The following is a 15,092-nucleotide window of genomic DNA, read 5'->3' on the forward strand; positions in this document are numbered from 1 at the left end:
TAGATCGCGGGCGCCCGCGGCCGGATCGGCCGCAGGCGCCCGCTTCTTTCCCCCAGGTAACGCTCAGTCGTGCGCGATCGCCTGCAGGACGTTGACCCGGGCCGCCCGGATCGAGGGCAGCACCGCGGCGATGACCCCGATGAGCGCCGCCAGCACCAGGTACGTCGCCATCTGCGACCAGGGGAACGCCATCTTCGAGAAGCCCTCGTTCTTGAGCGCCTGGACCACCGACGCGCCCAGGCCGGTGCCCACGGCGAGGCCGAGCATCGCGCCGAAGACCGAGATGACGACCGCCTCCACGGTGACCATCCGCATCGTCTGGGCCCGGCGCATGCCGATCGCCCGCAGTAGGCCCAGCTCGCGGGTCCGCTCCAGCACCGACAGGGCCAGGGTGTTGATGATGCCGAGGACCGCGATGAGGATCGCCAGCGCCAGCAGGATCTGGATCATGTTCAGCAGCTGGTCGAACTGGGCCGACTGGGCCGCCACGAACTGGGCCCGATTGGCCACCGAGACCTCGGGGTTGTCCTTGAGCAGGGTGTCGACCTGCGACTGGACCGCGTCGACCGAGGTGCCGGGGGCGACCTTCACGAAGCCGAAGGACGGCTGCTGGGTGCGGAAGTCGGAGATCATGTCGGGGGAGACCTCGAAGCCGCCCACCACGTCGCTCTTGCCGTAGATGCCGACCAGCGTCACGTGGTGCACGTCGCCCCGGCCGAACTGCATGTCGATCGTCTGGCCGACGGTGTAGTGGTGCTCCTTGGCGGTGTCCACGTCGACCACCGCCTGGTCCTTGCCGGTCCACTGCAACACGCCCTGCTCGGTCTTGACCTTGAACATGTCGGCCCAGGCGACCACGTCCGGGGTCGCCGACACGCCGCGCTGCATGTCGCCGATCTGGCCGAAGCCGACGTACTCGCTGGCCACCGACGACACCCCGGTAATCTTCGCGGCGGACGTCATGACCGCCGGGTCGAACGTGGCCGGGCCGTTCTGGTCGCCGTCGCCGGAGATGATGAGGTCGACGGTGACGTCCTTGTCGGCCTGCTGCGACAGGCTCTGCTTGGCCGAGGCCAGGATGACGTTCACGCCGGTGATGAGGGCCAGGCCGACCATGAGCGCGGCCGCGGTGATCGCCGTGCGACGCGGGTTGCGGCCCGAGTTGAGCCGGCCCAGCTTGCCCGGGACCGACCAGGAGAACAGGCGGCCGAGCAGGTTCACCACCGGGCGGGCCAGCAGCGGGGTCAGCAGCGCCACGCCGATGAACGTGACGAGCACGCCGGACAGGATCAGCCACAGCGGGGTGTTGCCGCTGCCCTTGCCGGCCAGGCCCAGGCCCAGCAGGGTGCCGCCGGCCGCGCCGACGAGCGCGCCGCTGACCGTGAGCTTGGTGAGCGGCCGGTCCGGGGTGGCGACCTCCTGCAGCGCGGCGATCGGCGGGATGCGGCTGGCCCGCAGGGCCGGCAGCACCGCGGCCACCACCGTGACCACCAGGCCGACGACGAACGCGCTGATCACCGCGGTCGCGGGCACCCCGACGGAGGCCAGGGCCACGCCGCTGACGTTGCCGAACACCCAGGCCAGCAGCGCGCCGACGCCGATGCCGGCGGCCAGGCCGAGGAACGAGGCGATGAGGCCGATGGCAACCGCCTCGATGAGCACCGAGCCGAGGGTCTGGCCGCGGCTGCCGCCCAGCGCCCGCATGAGGGCGAGCTCCCGGGTCCGCTGGGCCACGATGATCGAGAACGTGTTGAGGATGAGGAACGTGCCGACGAACAGCGCCACGCCGGCGAAGCCGATGAGGATGTTGTTGAAGAAGCCGAGGCCCTTCTTGAACTCCGCGCTCGTCGCCGCCTGCATCTGGGCGTTGGTCTGCACCTTGTAGCCATCGCCGACGGCCGCGGCGATGCGGTCGCGGACCTGCTCGTGGGTGACGCCCGGCTCGGTCTTGACGTCGATGCTGCTGAAGACGCCCTTCTCGCCCAGCATCAGCTCCTGGGCCACCGGCGTGGTGAACGCGACCTCGAGGGCGCCGCCCAGCGAGTCGCGGTTGCCGCTGTACCCGAAGATGCCCACCAGCTTGAAGGTCTTCTTCGGCTGCAGGGTGAGCACGCCGACCTCGTCGCCGACCTTGACCCCGGCGTTCTTGGCCGTGAGCGCGTTCATCGCGATCTCGTTGTCGGCCGTGGGGCCGCGGCCCTCGCGCAGCTGCAGGAAGTCGTTGGTGCCGGTCCAGTTCTCGCCGAGGCGGGGCGGGCCGACCGTGGTGAGGACCTTGCCGTTCTTGCCGACCACCCGGGCGCCGTCGGAGGCGGCCTGCGCGGTCACGCTCGCCACGCCGGGCACGGCCTTGACCTTGTCGACGGTCGTGGCCGGGATGTTGGCCGGCGTCGAGGGGCTGTCGACCTCGCCGCCGCCGACCTTCGGCTTCTGGGTGACCTGCACGTCGGTGCCGGCGTAGACGGAGGCGAACAGGCTGTCGAACGAGCGGCCCAGCGTGTCGGTGAGCACGAAGGCGCCCGACACGAACATCACGCCGAGCACGACCGCCAGCCCGGACAGGACGAGCCGTAGCTTGCGCGACAGCAGGCTCTTCAGGGTTGCCTTCAGCATCGGGGTCAGGCCACCTTGTCGAGGCGCTTGAGCCGGTCCAGCACGGCGTCGGCGGTCGGGGCGTAGAGCTCGTCGCGGATCTGGCCGTCGGCGAGGAACACAACCCGATCGGCGTACGACGCGGCGTTCGGGTCGTGGGTGACCATGACGATCGTCTGGCCGAAGTCGCGGACCGAGTTGCGCAGGAAGGACAGCACCTCGGCGCCGGAGCGCGAGTCGAGGTTGCCGGTGGGCTCGTCGGCGAAGATGACCTCGGGCCGGGAGACCAGGGCGCGGGCGCACGCGACGCGCTGCTGCTGGCCGCCGGACAGCTGGCTGGGCCGATGCCCGAGCCGGTCGCGCAGGCCGACCGTGTCGATGACGGTGTTGTACCAGGCCGGGTCCGCCTTGCGCCCGCCGATGGACAGCGGCAGCAGGATGTTCTCCTCGGCGGTCAGCGTCGGCAGCAGGTTGAACTGCTGGAAGATGAACCCGACCTTGGCCCGGCGCAGGTTGGTCAGTCCCCGGTCCGACAGGCCGGTGATCTTCGTGTCCCCGACGTACACCTGCCCGCGCGTCACGGCGTCCAGCCCGGCGAGGCAGTGCATGAGCGTCGACTTGCCCGAGCCGGACGGGCCCATGATGGCCGTGAAGCGGCCCTTCTCCAGCTCCACCGACACGCCGGCGAGGGCGTTGACCTGCGCCTCGCCCGAGCCGTAGACCTTCCACACGTCGACCGCTCGCGCGGCCACCTCGGTGCGCGTCGCAACCGATGCAGTCATTGTTCCCCCTGGTGAATGATGTGCACTCATCGTCGTGGCGGCCGGGCGCCGAAACCTCCACCCGCGGGGGTAGCCGGCCACGGATATTGCGGTGGGGGAGGGTCCCCTAGCCCGGCTCAGGGTCAACCCCGACCCGGGCGGCACAGCTTTCTCAGACAGGTCCCATGAGCAGGGCCGCGGCCACCCGGAGGCGGCCGCGGCCCAATGTGCGCGTCTGCGTGGTGCTACTCGTAGGCGATGGCGCCGAGCACGTTGAGGCGCACGGCCCGCACCGAGGGGATGAGCCCGGCCACGCCACCGACGAAGACGGAGGCGACGAAGTACAGGGTCATCAGCCCCCACGGCAGGGTGACCGCGCCGAAGCCCAGCACGTCCTTGAGCGCGGTGACGATCGCGGCGCCCAGGCCCACGCCGACCACGAGGCCGAGCAGGGTGCCGAACACCGTGATCACGATCGACTCCGTGGTCACCATGAGCCAGGTCTGGCCCCGGCGCAGCCCGACCGCCCGCAGCATGCCCAGCTCCCGGGTCCGCTCGATGACCGACAGCAGCAGGGTGTTGATGACGCCGAGGACCGAGATGGCCAGCGCGATCAGCAGCAGCACCTGCACGATCACCAGGGCGACGGTGAAGCCCTGCTGGTTGGTCTTGACGTACTCGTCCTTGGTGTACGCCTGGACCTGCGGGTTGTCCTTGAGGATGTCGTTGACCGCGGCCTTGGCCTGCTCGGGCGACGAGCCGTCCTTCAGCGACAGGAACACCTGCCACGGATCGGAGAACGCGAAGCCCTCCTTGGCGTCGGCGTAGCTGAGCACGATGCCGTTGCCGATGGCCGAGTCACTGGTGATCCCGGTGAGCTTGAGGGTCTTCTGCTGGCCCTTGGAGAAGGTCACCTGGATGGTGTCTCCGAGCTTGAGCTTGCGGTTCTCGGCGGTCTTCTTGTCAGTCATGAACTCGCCCGCGTCGAGCTTGTCGATGCGGCCCTGGTCGGCCGTGACCTTGAGGGTTGCCGTGCCGGCGGCCGGGTCGAGGTAGGACAGGACGTACGCCTGCTCGCCGTTGATCTTCACCACGTCGGCGGTGATCGCGGCGACCGTCTTGGCCTGCGGCAGCGCCTCGATCTTGGCCAGCTCCTGCGGGGTGACGACCGGCGGCACCTCGTTGGTCTGCTGGCCCAGCACCACGACGTCGGCCTGCAGGTCCTTGGAGACCGTGTCGCCCAGCGCCGTGGACAGCGAGGTGAAGATCGTGCTGATCGCCGTGACGATCGCGATGCCGATCATGACCGCGCCGGCCGTGATCGCGGTGCGGCGCGGGTTGCGCGCGGAGTTGCGCCGCCCGAGCTTGCCCGGCACCGACCACGACAGCACCGCGCCGAGCGCCGCGACCAGCGGCTTGCTGATCACCGGGGTCAGCAGCGCGACGCCGATGAGCAGGCCGAGCACCCCGCCGAAGACCAGCGCCAGGGTGCCGCCGCCGGCCCCGGCCAGGCCCCAGGCCAGCGCGCCGGCCGACAGCGCGGTGACGATCGCCCCGCTGATGGTGAGCTTGGTGAGCGGCCGGTCCGGGGCAGCGGACTCGCGCATCGCCGCGATGGGGGCGACCCGGGAGGCCTTCACCGCCGGCATCAGCGCGGCGATGGTCGTGACGCCGATGCCGATCACGAACGACGCGATGATCGCCGAGATCGGGAACCCGAGGCCGGCGACCTGGGCCCCGTCGGCGAGGCCGACGAACAGGTAGGCGCCGAGCGCGCCGAGGCCGAGGCCGACGAGGAAGCCGAAGATCGAGCCGACGATGCCGATGATGAGGGCTTCCAGCAGTACCGAACGCAGCACCTGCCCCCGGGCGGCACCCATCGCCCGCAGCAGCGCCAGCTCCCGCGTGCGCTGGGCGACGATGATCGAGAACGTGTTGAGGATCAGGAATACGCCCACGAGCAGCGCCACGGCGCCGAAGCCGAGCAGGACGTAGTTGAAGTACTTGAGGATGTTCTTGATCGCCTGGGAGGACTCGTCGGAGAGCTCCTTGCCGGTCTTCACCACGAACCCGTCGCCGAGCTCGGCCCGGACGGTGTCGCGCAGCTTCTCGTCGCTGACCCCGGGCGCGGCCCTGACGTCGATGACGTTGTAGGCGCCCTCGGTGCCGAGCATCGCCGTCTGCGCCTTGGCCGTGGTGAAGAAGACCGTGCTCTCCCCGGCCATCGAGTTGCGCCCGCCGGTGTACTGCATGAAGCCGACGATCTTGTAGGACGCCCGTTGGTGGTCGCGGGTGATGACGTCCATCGAGTCGCCGACCTTGACGTTGGCCGCCTCGGCCAGCCCCTTGTTGACGACGATCTCGTCGTCGGTCTGCGGCGCGTGTCCCTCGGCGAGCTTCACCAGCTCGTCCTCGCCGGTCCAGTTGGCGCCGAACTGCTGCCCCGTCTGGTTGACCACGACCTTGTTGTTGTGCCCGATCGGCATGGCGCCGTTGAGGAACACCTGGCCGGTGGCCTTGGCCACGCCGTCGAGCTTGGCCACCCGGTCCACGGTCGAGGCCGGGAACGGCGTGCTGTTCTGGCTGCCGCCGCCGCCCTGCTGATCGATCGGGGACTTCGCCCAGGCCTGCACGTCGGTGTACGTGTAGATGTTGGCGAACAGGTTGTCGAACGTGCGCCCGAGCGTGTCGGTGAGCACGAGCGAGCCGGACACGAACATGACCGACAGCACGACCGCGAGGGTCGACAGCGTCAGCCGTAGCTTGCGCGCCAGCAGGCTCTTCAGGGTTGCCCTCAGCATGGCGCTCAGGCCACCCCGCCGGCGAGCCGGCCCGCCGCGTTGTCCAGGCCCTTGAGCTTGTCCAGCACCGCCTCGGCGGTCGGCTCGCGCAGCTCGTCGACGATCTGGCCGTCGGCCAGGAAGATGACCCGGTCGGCGTAGGAGGCCGCGTTCGGGTCGTGGGTGACCATGACGATCGTCTGGCCGAACTCCCGCACCGAGTTGCGCAGGAACGACAGCACCTCGGCGCCGGAACGCGAGTCGAGGTTGCCGGTGGGCTCGTCGGCGAAGATGACCTCGGGCCGCGACACCAGGGCCCGCGCGCACGCGACGCGCTGCTGCTGGCCGCCGGAGAGCTGACTGGGCCGGTGCCCGAGCCGGTCGGCGAGCCCGACCGTCTTGATCACGGTGTCGTACCACGCCGGGTCCGCCTTGCGCCCGGCGATCGACAGCGGCAGGAGGATGTTCTCCTCCGCGGTCAGGGTCGGCAGCAGGTTGAACTGCTGGAAGATGAACCCGACCTTGGTCCGGCGCAGGTTGGTCAGCTCGCCGTCGGACATACCGGTCAGCCGCGTGTCCCCGATGAAAATTTCTCCACGGTTGACGGAGTCCAGGCCCGCGAGCGTGTGCATCAGCGTCGACTTGCCGGAGCCGGACGGCCCCATGATCGCGGTGAAGTGCCCGCGCTCGAGCTCGACGCTCACCCCGTGCAGCGCGATGACCTGAGCCTCGCCACTGCCGTACACCTTCCACACGTCGACCGCGCGGGCGGCGACGCCCCCCGTCGTGACTGTCGTGGTCACGCTCAGCTCCCCCTTGAAGTGGTCCGCATGACTTGTCCACTTCACGCTAAGGGCGCCCCGCACCCCGGCCGTCGTCCCCGAGTAGGAGGTCAGGACCCGGGGCGGACCAGTCCGGTCTCGTACGCGAGGACGACGGCCTGCACCCGGTCGCGCAGCCCGAGCTTCGTCAGCACGTGCCCCACATGGGTCTTGACGGTCGTCTCGCTCACGGAGAGTGCGCGGGCGATCTCAGCGTTGGACAGTCCCTTGGCCAATTGGACCAGAACCTCGCGCTCCCGGTCGGTCAGAACGCGCAGGTCGCGCGGCGGCGCGGCGTCGGGGTCGGGCAGCGTCCCGGCGAACTTGTCCAGCAGCCGCTTGAGGATCCGCGGCGCCACCACCGCCTCGCCGGCCGCCACCGTGCGGATCGCGATGACCAGGTCGTCGGCCGGCACGTCCTTGGCCAGGAACCCGCTGGCCCCGGCCCGCAGCGCGCCGACCACGTACTCGTCCAGGTCGAACGTGGTCAGGATAAGCACCCGCACGGGCAGCTTCGCCTCGACAATGGCCCGCGTCGCCGCCACCCCGTCCATCCGCGGCATCCGGATGTCCATGAGCACCACGTCGGGCAGCAGCCGCCGGGCCAGCTCGATCGCCTCGACGCCGTCGCCGGCCTCGGCCACGATGTCCAGGTCGGGCTCGCCGCCCAGCACCATCCGGAAACCGGTGCGCAGCAGGGGCTGGTCGTCGACGAGCAGCAGCCGGATGGGACGCGCCTCGCTCAACTCGCCAACTGCCTTTCTACGGGGGCCTCGATCGGAATTCTCGCGTGCACACGGTATCCGCCGCCGGGCCGCGGCCCGGTGCGCAGGGTCCCGCCGTAGAGCATGACCCGCTCGCGCATGCCGAGCAGCCCGTGCCCGACCGCCGCGCTGCCCAGCTGCGGTCCCCGTCCCGTGTCGCAGATCTCGACGGTCACGTCGGCCGGCCGGAACCCGAGCCGCACCTCCACGGTGGCCGTGCCCGCGTGCTTCAGCGCGTTCGTCAGCGCCTCTTGGACGATGCGGTACAGCGTGAGGCTCACGCCGGGGTCCAGCGGGCCGGGTTCGCCCTCGACCCGCAGTACCGCCGGAAGCCCAGCCTCCTGGATCTGCTCCACGAGCCCCTCGATCCCCGCCAGCCCCGGCTGCGGCGCCAGCTCTCCGGCGGGCTCGGCCTCGGTGCGCAGCACGCTGAGCAGGCGCCGCATCTCCCGCAGGGCCGTCCGTCCGGTCTCCTCGATGGTCGCCAGGGCCTCGTCGGCGGCGGCGGGGTCCCGCCCGAGCATCCGCCGCGACCCGGTGGCGAGCACCCCCATGACGCTCACGTGGTGCGCCACGACGTCGTGCAGCTCCCGCGCGATGCGCCGCCGCTCCTCGGCCACCGCCTTCTCGGTGAGCGCCCGCTGGCTGGTCTCGGCCGTGCGGGCCCGGTCCTCCAGCGCCGCGATGTACGCCCGCCGGGTCGCCACGGTCCGCCCGACGGTGAAGCAGACCAGGGCGCTCATCGCGTTGAAGGCCAGGAACAGCGTCGCGTCCGGGTACAGCGCGCTGGCCCCGGTCCGCCCGAGCAGCGCCGGCAGCCCCATGCCCGGCACCCAGATCAGCGCCGCCGCCCCCAGCGCGGGGCGCATCGACAGGTAGGCCGCCGCCGTGTACGTCATGACGAGGATCCCGATGCCGCCCTCGACGAGCTTCAGCCCCGTCGCGAACGGCAGCACGACGTGCAGCGACGTCAACGCGACGGCGATCCACAGCCACTGCCGCCGCACGGCGATCACGGCCAGCCCCATGGTGTCGTACACCAGCTGCAGCGGCAGGTCCCGGACCCCGAACGCCTTGTGCGCGAGCAGCTCCAGTGCGGCGTTGACCGCGATCAGCAGCAGCGCGAACGCACCGTCGTGGGCGGCGGGCGACCCGCGCCGCCCGAACCGCTCCCGGATCCCGCGCACGCTTCGACGGTATCGGCCGCCACCGCCCCGCCGTTCATCGCCGCGCCCGAGGCGCTCTCCTCCTCAGGGATGAGGCTGGCGCCCAGGGGGAGGAGCCCGTCAGGCCGCAGCGTCGCCGTCTCCTCTGGTTTGCTGCTTTTCTGGCTATCGCTCGACCGCGTAGTGCAGGTGGGTCACGCCGGGCGCGGCCACCGCCTCGACGAGCCGCAGCCGCACGGGCTCCGGCAGCTCCTGGAAGAACGGCCGCCCGCCCCCGAGCAGGATCGGCACCTGGTGGAGCACGATCTCGTCGACGAGCCCGGCCCGCAGCGCCGCGGCCAGCACACCCCCGCCCATGAGGCCGACGTCCCGCTGCCCGGCCTCGCGCCGCGCGGCCGCGATCGCGTCCTCGATCCCGGTGGTCACGAGCGTCTGCCGCTCCCCGACCTCCGGCGCCCCGGGATGCCCGACCACGAACAGCCGCGCGTCGGGGTGCGGGCTGCCCCCGCCGAATTGCTCGGAGTCCTCGTACGTGTTCCGCCCGGCCACGACGGCCCCGATCCGCCCGGCCAGCTCGTCGAACACCCGGGCGCTCTGCTCGCTGAGCCGGAACCCGTCGAACACCCGGCTGGGCGTGTCGCCTCCGAAGTACCAGTCGAAGAGCATCCCGCCGTCCCCGAGCCCGTGCCCCGGCCCGGCACCCCGCCCGGTGATGTACCCGTCGACCGACACCGCGTGCGCACTGAAGACCTTGCCCATTGCACCTCTCCCGTTCGCCTTGGGGTTCCTTCAAGAGACTCCACGACCGTATCAGCCCGAGTTCCGTAAGGGAACCCTGGTCGCTAGGATGGGTCGCATGCAGCGCACGAACTTCGGCGAGATGGCGTGCTCGATCGCCCGCACCCTGGATGTCATCGGCGAACCGTGGTCCCCGCTGATCCTGCGCGACATCTGGGTGGGCCTGACCCGGTTCGACCAGCTCCAGGAGGATCTGGGCATCTCGCGCAAGGTCCTGACCGAGCGCCTGGGCTACCTGGTCGACCGCGGCGTGCTGACCCGCCGCCCGTACGACCGCCGCCCGCGCTACGAGTACGTCCTGACCCCCAAGGGCGAGGAACTGGTGGACCTGCTGATGGTCATGGTCGCGTGGGGCGACAAGTGGCTGGCCGGCGAGGCGGGCCCCCCGGTCCTGCTGCGCCACCACGCCTGCGGCGAGATCTCCCACGTGGAGCTGCACTGCTCCAACTGCGACAAGCCCATGCGAGCCAACGACGTGGACCGCCTCCCGGGCCTGGGCGCCGTCGCCTGATCGGCGCTGCCCGGCGCTCGCGCCCGCATCGCGCCGGCGAGCATGGTCTGCGGCATGAGGTTGCACCATTTGACATTCTGCGTCGCCATCCGGGACGGTGAATTCGGCTGGGTGCTGGGATAATTGTGTGCATGGGGCAGCTGCAATTGTTCACCAGGACCGAATTGGCTGCCATGCGCGACCGGACGAGGTCGCGTCGTTATTCTCCGGAAAAGGAGCAGTTCCGCAAGGAACATGAGCGGCATCGAGCCTGGGGCCTGGCCAAACGCCACGCCGAGCGCCTGCGCCGCGTGCGCGGCGACACCCCGCCATCGCTCGACGACGCCGGCTCGGTAGGCAAACCGGTGCCGCCCTCGCCGCCAGCAGTAATGCAGCCCTCGTCGCGGGCCATGCCGCCCGGGCAGGCCGGAGATCCCGCGAGCCACAGCATGGCGTACGACGGTGATCCCGCACCGCCCGAGACGAACGGCGCTACACAGCCCAGCCCTGTCCCGAAGCGTCGCAGCGCAGTCGATGCGGCAACACCTGCATCGGTAGCCAGCAATATCCGGCCACCGATGCATTGCATTCGTCGTTCAACAATGCCGCGCACGCCCGGACGTCATTTTCGTCAAAATCCTCGAAGGGCGACGTCAGATCACTGCTGTCCCAATGGGCCGCCAGCGGTTTCCCGGACGTCTCGACGACGATGGCCCGGCTAAGCGGTTCCCGTTGGCGTGTCACTGCGAGTTCGTGAACGTGCCTGGAGGAGAGCCGTTCCCGCGCGCGTGCGGCTCACCGGGAGCATTGTCCCGCCCGGGGCGGCGGCAGGTCCGAAGGCGGGCTCTGTGCTGACGCCCGCGCGTCGGGCGGTCGGTTCGCCGCCGGAACCACCGCGACCGGCGTTGCTGGCCACGCCGTTCCCGGCGCCGCCCCCGCCACAGAGGTGCCCAACCGCAAGCGGCACCCCCGGAGCCACTTCATTCCGGGCGCCGGCCCGGCCGCAAGGTATGCCCGAACCGCAAGCGGCATTCCCCAAGCCGAGCCAAGAACGGACCCGGGCCCGCCCTTGGCACCACGGACCTGGCAGGGAGGCCCCTCAGGGCCGACCGCTGTCTGACGGGAGCAACGGCCGCCACTTGCACGAACCGGAGCCATGCTCTTCCGACACACTTCCCCGGCCCCGGCCCCGGCCCCGGCCCCGGCCCCGGCCCCGGCCCCGGCCCCGGCCCCGGCCCCGGCCCCGGCCCCGGCCCCGGCCCCGGCCCCCGGGCCCAGAGGAAGTAGGAGTCAGTCCCGCTCCACCACCACCTCGGTAGCCGGCGCCGCCGCTACCGGGAACGGCGGCGGCGTCCCCCCATAAGCCGGGCACAACGCCTGGTGCGCGCACCACCCGCACAGCCGCGAGGGCTGCGCCCTGAAGTCTTGGGTCCGGGTGGCCAGCTCGATCGCCTGCCACAGCGCCAGCAGGGTCCGCTCGAACCGGGCCAGCTCCTCCGCGTCCGGTGCGAAGTCGCAGACCTCCTGGTCGCGCAGGTACATCAGGCGCAGCACCCGGGGCACCACGCCCCGCGTGCGCCACAGGACCAGCGCGTAGAACTTCAGCTGGAACATGGCCCGGGCCTCGAAGGCCTCGCGCGGTGCGCCGCCGGTCTTGTAGTCGACGACGCGCAGGTCGCCGGCCGGGGAGATGTCGAGGCGGTCGATGATGCCGCGGATGACGAGCCGGCCGTCGACCTCTGCCTCGACGTAGGACTCGCGGTCGGCCGGGTCGAGGCGGTTGGGGTCCTCGACGGCGAAGTAGCCGTTGAGCAGCTCGCTCGCGCCGGCCAGGAACTCCTCCGCGGTGAGAGGGGTGCCGGTGAAGATGCCGGCGAGCTCCGGCTCCTGCTCGACCAGGCGCTGCCACTGGGGTGCGACCAGGGACGCGGCCTGCTCCGGGGTGCGGGCGCCGGCGGGGGAGTCGAAGAGGGCCTCCAGGACGGCGTGGACCAGGGTGCCGCGGGCCTGGTCCGGGGTGGGCCGCTCGGGTAGCCGGTCGATGCTGCGGAACCGGTACAGCAGCGGGCACGTCTTGAAGTCGGCGGCGCGCGACGGCGACAGGGTGGGTAGGGCGGAGGTAACGGGCACCGTCATGCTGAGAAGGTTAAGCGGGGGGTACGACAAAAACGCGTTTCGAACCCCCGAACCCGTAGCATCGGGGGCGATGAGCGAACACCGCACGGCATCGGCAACGGCCGCTCGCGAGCGGACGGAGGAGCGCGGATCGGGCATTCCGCTGGGCCGGCTGGCCGGCGTCCCCATCTATCTGGCGCCCTCGTGGCTGCTGCTCGCGGCCCTGATCACGCTCACGTACGGCACGATCGTGCAGACCCGTGCCCAGCCGCTGCCGTTCAGCACCGGGCTGCTGGTCGGGTTCGGGTTCGTGGTGTGCCTGCTGGTGTCGGTGCTGCTGCACGAGCTCGGGCACGCGGTGACGAGCCGGCGCAGCGGGATCGGCGTGCGCGGGATCACGCTGGAGATGCTCGGCGGGTACACCGAGATGGAGCGGGAGGCGCCGCGCCCGGGCGTGGAGCTGCTGGTGTCGCTGGCCGGGCCGGTGGTGTCGCTGGTGCTGGGGCTCCTGGCGGCGGGGGCGGCCGTGGTGCTGCCGTCCGGCGGGATCGCCGCCACGTTCGCCTTCCAGCTGGCGCTGTCCAACATCGTGGTCGGGGTATTCAACGCGCTGCCGGGGCTGCCCCTGGACGGCGGGCGGGCGCTGCAGGCGCTTGTGTGGAAGCTCACCGGCGACGCCAACGTCGGGCGCCGGGTGGCCGGCTGGTTCGGGCGGCTGCTCGCGCTGGCCACGGCGGGCTCGGCGCTGCTGCTGCTGGAGTTCAGACCCTTCCACAAGGCGTACTTCGGGGTGGCGTTCACCCTGCTGGTCGCGATCACCATGTGGGTCGGGGCGGGGCAGGCCATCCGCCACGCCAAGGCGGCCGCCAGGCTGCCCCCGTTCAGCGCCCGCGAGCTGGCCCGGCCGCTCGTCGCCGTGCGCTCGGGCACGCCGCTGGCCGAGGCCGACCGCATCGCCGAGCTCAGCGACGACCGCGGGCCGGTGGTGGCGGTGGTCGACAGCGCCGGGAGCCTGGTCGGGTTCGTGCACCGGGCGAAGGCGCGGGCGGTGCCGGTCGAGCGGCGGCCGTGGGTGCCGATCGTGGACGTCGCCGCTCGCATCGACCGCCATCACGTGCTCGCCGGGGATCTTCGCGGCACCGACCTGCTGATGGCGATCCGGGACGACCCGGGCGGCGACTATCTGGTGGTCACCGGGGAGGATGTGCACGGCGTCCTGCGCGGCGCCGAGCTCGTCTCCCTCGTGGCCCCGACCCGGCGGCCGCGCAGGCCGACCGTCCGGAGGAACAGCGCGTGAGTGTGGAAAGCCCCGTCGAGACCCCGTCCGCCATCCGGAGGGGGCCCTTCCGCCCGGGCGACCGGGTGCAGCTCACCGACCCGAAGGGGCGGATGCACACCATCGTGCTGGAGCCGGGCAAGGAGTTCCACACCCACCGCGGACGGCTGGCCCACGACGAGCTCATCGGCGCGCCCGACGGCAGCGTGGTGAGCATCGGCGGCACGGGCTACCTGGCGCTGCGGCCGCTGCTGAGCGACTACGTGCTGTCCATGCCGCGCGGCGCCCAGGTGATCTACCCGAAGGACTCGGCCCAGATCGTGGCCATGGGCGACATCTTCCCGGGCGCCCGGGTCCTGGAGGCCGGGGCCGGCTCCGGGGCGCTGACCTGTTCGCTGCTGCGTGCCGTGGGGCCACAGGGCTCCCTGGTGTCGTACGAGCAGCGGGAGGACTTCGCCGAGATCGCCCGACGCAACGTCGAGGCGTTCTTCGGCGGGCCGGTTCCGGGCTGGTCGCTGCGGGTGGGCGACGTGGCAGGCTGCGAAGAGGGCGGGTTTGACCGGATAATCCTCGACATGCTCACCCCGTGGGAGATCCTGCCGCTCGTCTCGCGGGCGCTGATCCCCGGCGGGGTGTTCATCGGCTATGTGGCGACCACGCCGCAATTGTCGGAGTTGGTGGAGGCCTTGCGCGAGGATGGTGGGTACACCGAACCTCGAGCCTGGGAGAGTCTCGTGCGTGACTGGCACGCGGAGGGTCTGGCCGTGCGGCCCGACCACCGCATGATCGCCCACACGGCGTTCCTGGTCAGCGCGCGCAAGCTCGCCCCTGGGGTGACGGCTCCGCCGCGCCGGCGCAAGCCGAGCAAGGGGGCCGAGGCGTATGCGGCGCGGCGGTTGGCGGCCGCCGCGGCCGCTCGGGCAGACGAGGAGGCCGAAGGACATGAGCCGACCGAGCTTCAGTGACCTTCCCGCAGTCTTCCCCGACTGGTCGCCGTACCCGGATCTCGAGTCGGCGGCCCGGGCATACCTGCGTGACCCCGACATCGCCCTGGATGCCATGGCGGGTGTACTGCGAGGTCAGAGCGTTCTGGGCTTCACCCTCGAGCGGTTCGTCAACGACGTCAACGGCGTGTGGCAGGAGGTCGTGGTCTGCGACGGCAACCGGCTCATCCTGTGGCACGGCGAGGACATCCCACCTGAGGAGGCGCCGCCGGGCTCGATGACGTCGTCCCTGCGGGTGGTCGCGCTGTCGGCGGTGACCGAGGTGGGCTGCCGGCGGCGCATCTCGCGCAACCCCAACGGCACCCACCGGGTGGACAGCGTGGACGTATATCTGCTGCTCACGTCGCTGGACGAGGCGAATGTGGCGGCGGAGGAGGCCGGGTCGGTGATCCGGCACGACGCGCTGCGCTTCGGCAAGACCCTCGACGACGGCGGCGCCGGTCAGATCGCCCGGCTGGAGGAGTTCGCGCGCCTGGTCAGCGGCCTGGTGGGCAAGCCGATGCTGTGAGCCGCCCCGCGGCTGTG

Annotated in this window: 12 protein-coding genes; 4 read left to right on the plus strand and 8 right to left on the minus strand. The window is 71.2% G+C overall.

The window, feature by feature from the left end:
• Window positions 1-63: 63 nt before the first annotated feature.
• From ABD352_RS35415 to ABD352_RS35445, 7 genes are all read right to left on the minus strand, one after another.
• Window positions 64-2,613: an ABC transporter permease gene (locus ABD352_RS35415; RefSeq protein WP_344616904.1), complete on the minus strand. Its 2,550-nt coding sequence runs from the start codon at window positions 2,611-2,613 to the stop codon at window positions 64-66.
• Between the two features lie 5 nt (window positions 2,614-2,618).
• Window positions 2,619-3,374, minus strand: a complete 756-nt coding sequence (locus ABD352_RS35420; RefSeq protein WP_344616905.1) for an ABC transporter ATP-binding protein — start codon at window positions 3,372-3,374, stop codon at window positions 2,619-2,621.
• Between the two features lie 224 nt (window positions 3,375-3,598).
• Window positions 3,599-6,154: an ABC transporter permease gene (locus tag ABD352_RS35425; RefSeq protein WP_344616906.1), complete on the minus strand. Its 2,556-nt coding sequence runs from the start codon at window positions 6,152-6,154 to the stop codon at window positions 3,599-3,601.
• A gap of 5 nt (window positions 6,155-6,159) precedes the next feature.
• Complete coding sequence (locus ABD352_RS35430; RefSeq protein ID WP_344616907.1) at window positions 6,160-6,936, minus strand: ABC transporter ATP-binding protein; 777 nt, start codon at window positions 6,934-6,936, stop codon at window positions 6,160-6,162.
• Window positions 6,937-7,025: 89 nt separating this feature from the next.
• On the minus strand, window positions 7,026-7,700 hold the full coding sequence (locus ABD352_RS35435) for a response regulator (RefSeq protein WP_344616908.1): 675 nt from the start codon (window positions 7,698-7,700) through the stop codon (window positions 7,026-7,028).
• Window positions 7,697-8,905 carry a sensor histidine kinase gene (locus tag ABD352_RS35440; RefSeq protein ID WP_344616909.1) on the minus strand — a complete coding sequence of 403 codons (1,209 nt, stop codon included), beginning with the start codon at window positions 8,903-8,905 and terminating at the stop codon, window positions 7,697-7,699. Before ABD352_RS35440 ends, ABD352_RS35435 begins: the two co-directional genes overlap by 4 nt.
• 144 nt (window positions 8,906-9,049) lie before the next feature.
• Window positions 9,050-9,643, minus strand: a complete 594-nt coding sequence (locus ABD352_RS35445; protein WP_344616910.1) for a dihydrofolate reductase family protein — start codon at window positions 9,641-9,643, stop codon at window positions 9,050-9,052.
• A gap of 97 nt (window positions 9,644-9,740) precedes the next feature.
• Between ABD352_RS35445 and ABD352_RS35450 the strand changes: the two genes are divergently transcribed.
• The gene (locus ABD352_RS35450) at window positions 9,741-10,193 is read left to right on the plus strand and encodes a winged helix-turn-helix transcriptional regulator (protein WP_344616911.1); all 453 of its coding nucleotides are present in this window, start codon (window positions 9,741-9,743) and stop codon (window positions 10,191-10,193) included.
• Window positions 10,194-11,462: 1,269 nt separating this feature from the next.
• Here ABD352_RS35450 and ABD352_RS35455 read toward each other — a convergent pair.
• The gene (locus ABD352_RS35455) at window positions 11,463-12,308 is read right to left on the minus strand and encodes a RecB family exonuclease (RefSeq protein WP_344616912.1); all 846 of its coding nucleotides are present in this window, start codon (window positions 12,306-12,308) and stop codon (window positions 11,463-11,465) included.
• 70 nt (window positions 12,309-12,378) lie between these two features.
• Between ABD352_RS35455 and ABD352_RS35460 the strand changes: the two genes are divergently transcribed.
• The 3 genes from ABD352_RS35460 to ABD352_RS35470 are packed head-to-tail and all read left to right on the plus strand — an operon-like array spanning window position 12,379 to window position 15,075.
• A complete protein-coding gene (locus ABD352_RS35460) occupies window positions 12,379-13,584 on the plus strand; it encodes a site-2 protease family protein (protein ID WP_344616913.1) in 1,206 nt (401 codons plus the stop codon).
• Window positions 13,581-14,528, plus strand: a complete 948-nt coding sequence (locus tag ABD352_RS35465) for a tRNA (adenine-N1)-methyltransferase (protein WP_344616914.1) — start codon at window positions 13,581-13,583, stop codon at window positions 14,526-14,528. The genes ABD352_RS35460 and ABD352_RS35465 overlap by 4 nt, the downstream gene beginning before the upstream one ends.
• Window positions 14,506-15,075, plus strand: coding sequence for a hypothetical protein (locus ABD352_RS35470; RefSeq protein WP_344616915.1), 570 nt, complete (start codon window positions 14,506-14,508; stop codon window positions 15,073-15,075). The genes ABD352_RS35465 and ABD352_RS35470 overlap by 23 nt, the downstream gene beginning before the upstream one ends.
• Window positions 15,076-15,092: the final 17 nt, after the last annotated feature.

The organism is Dactylosporangium salmoneum, from assembly GCF_039532525.1.
Lineage (GTDB): Bacteria > Actinomycetota > Actinomycetes > Mycobacteriales > Micromonosporaceae > Dactylosporangium > Dactylosporangium salmoneum.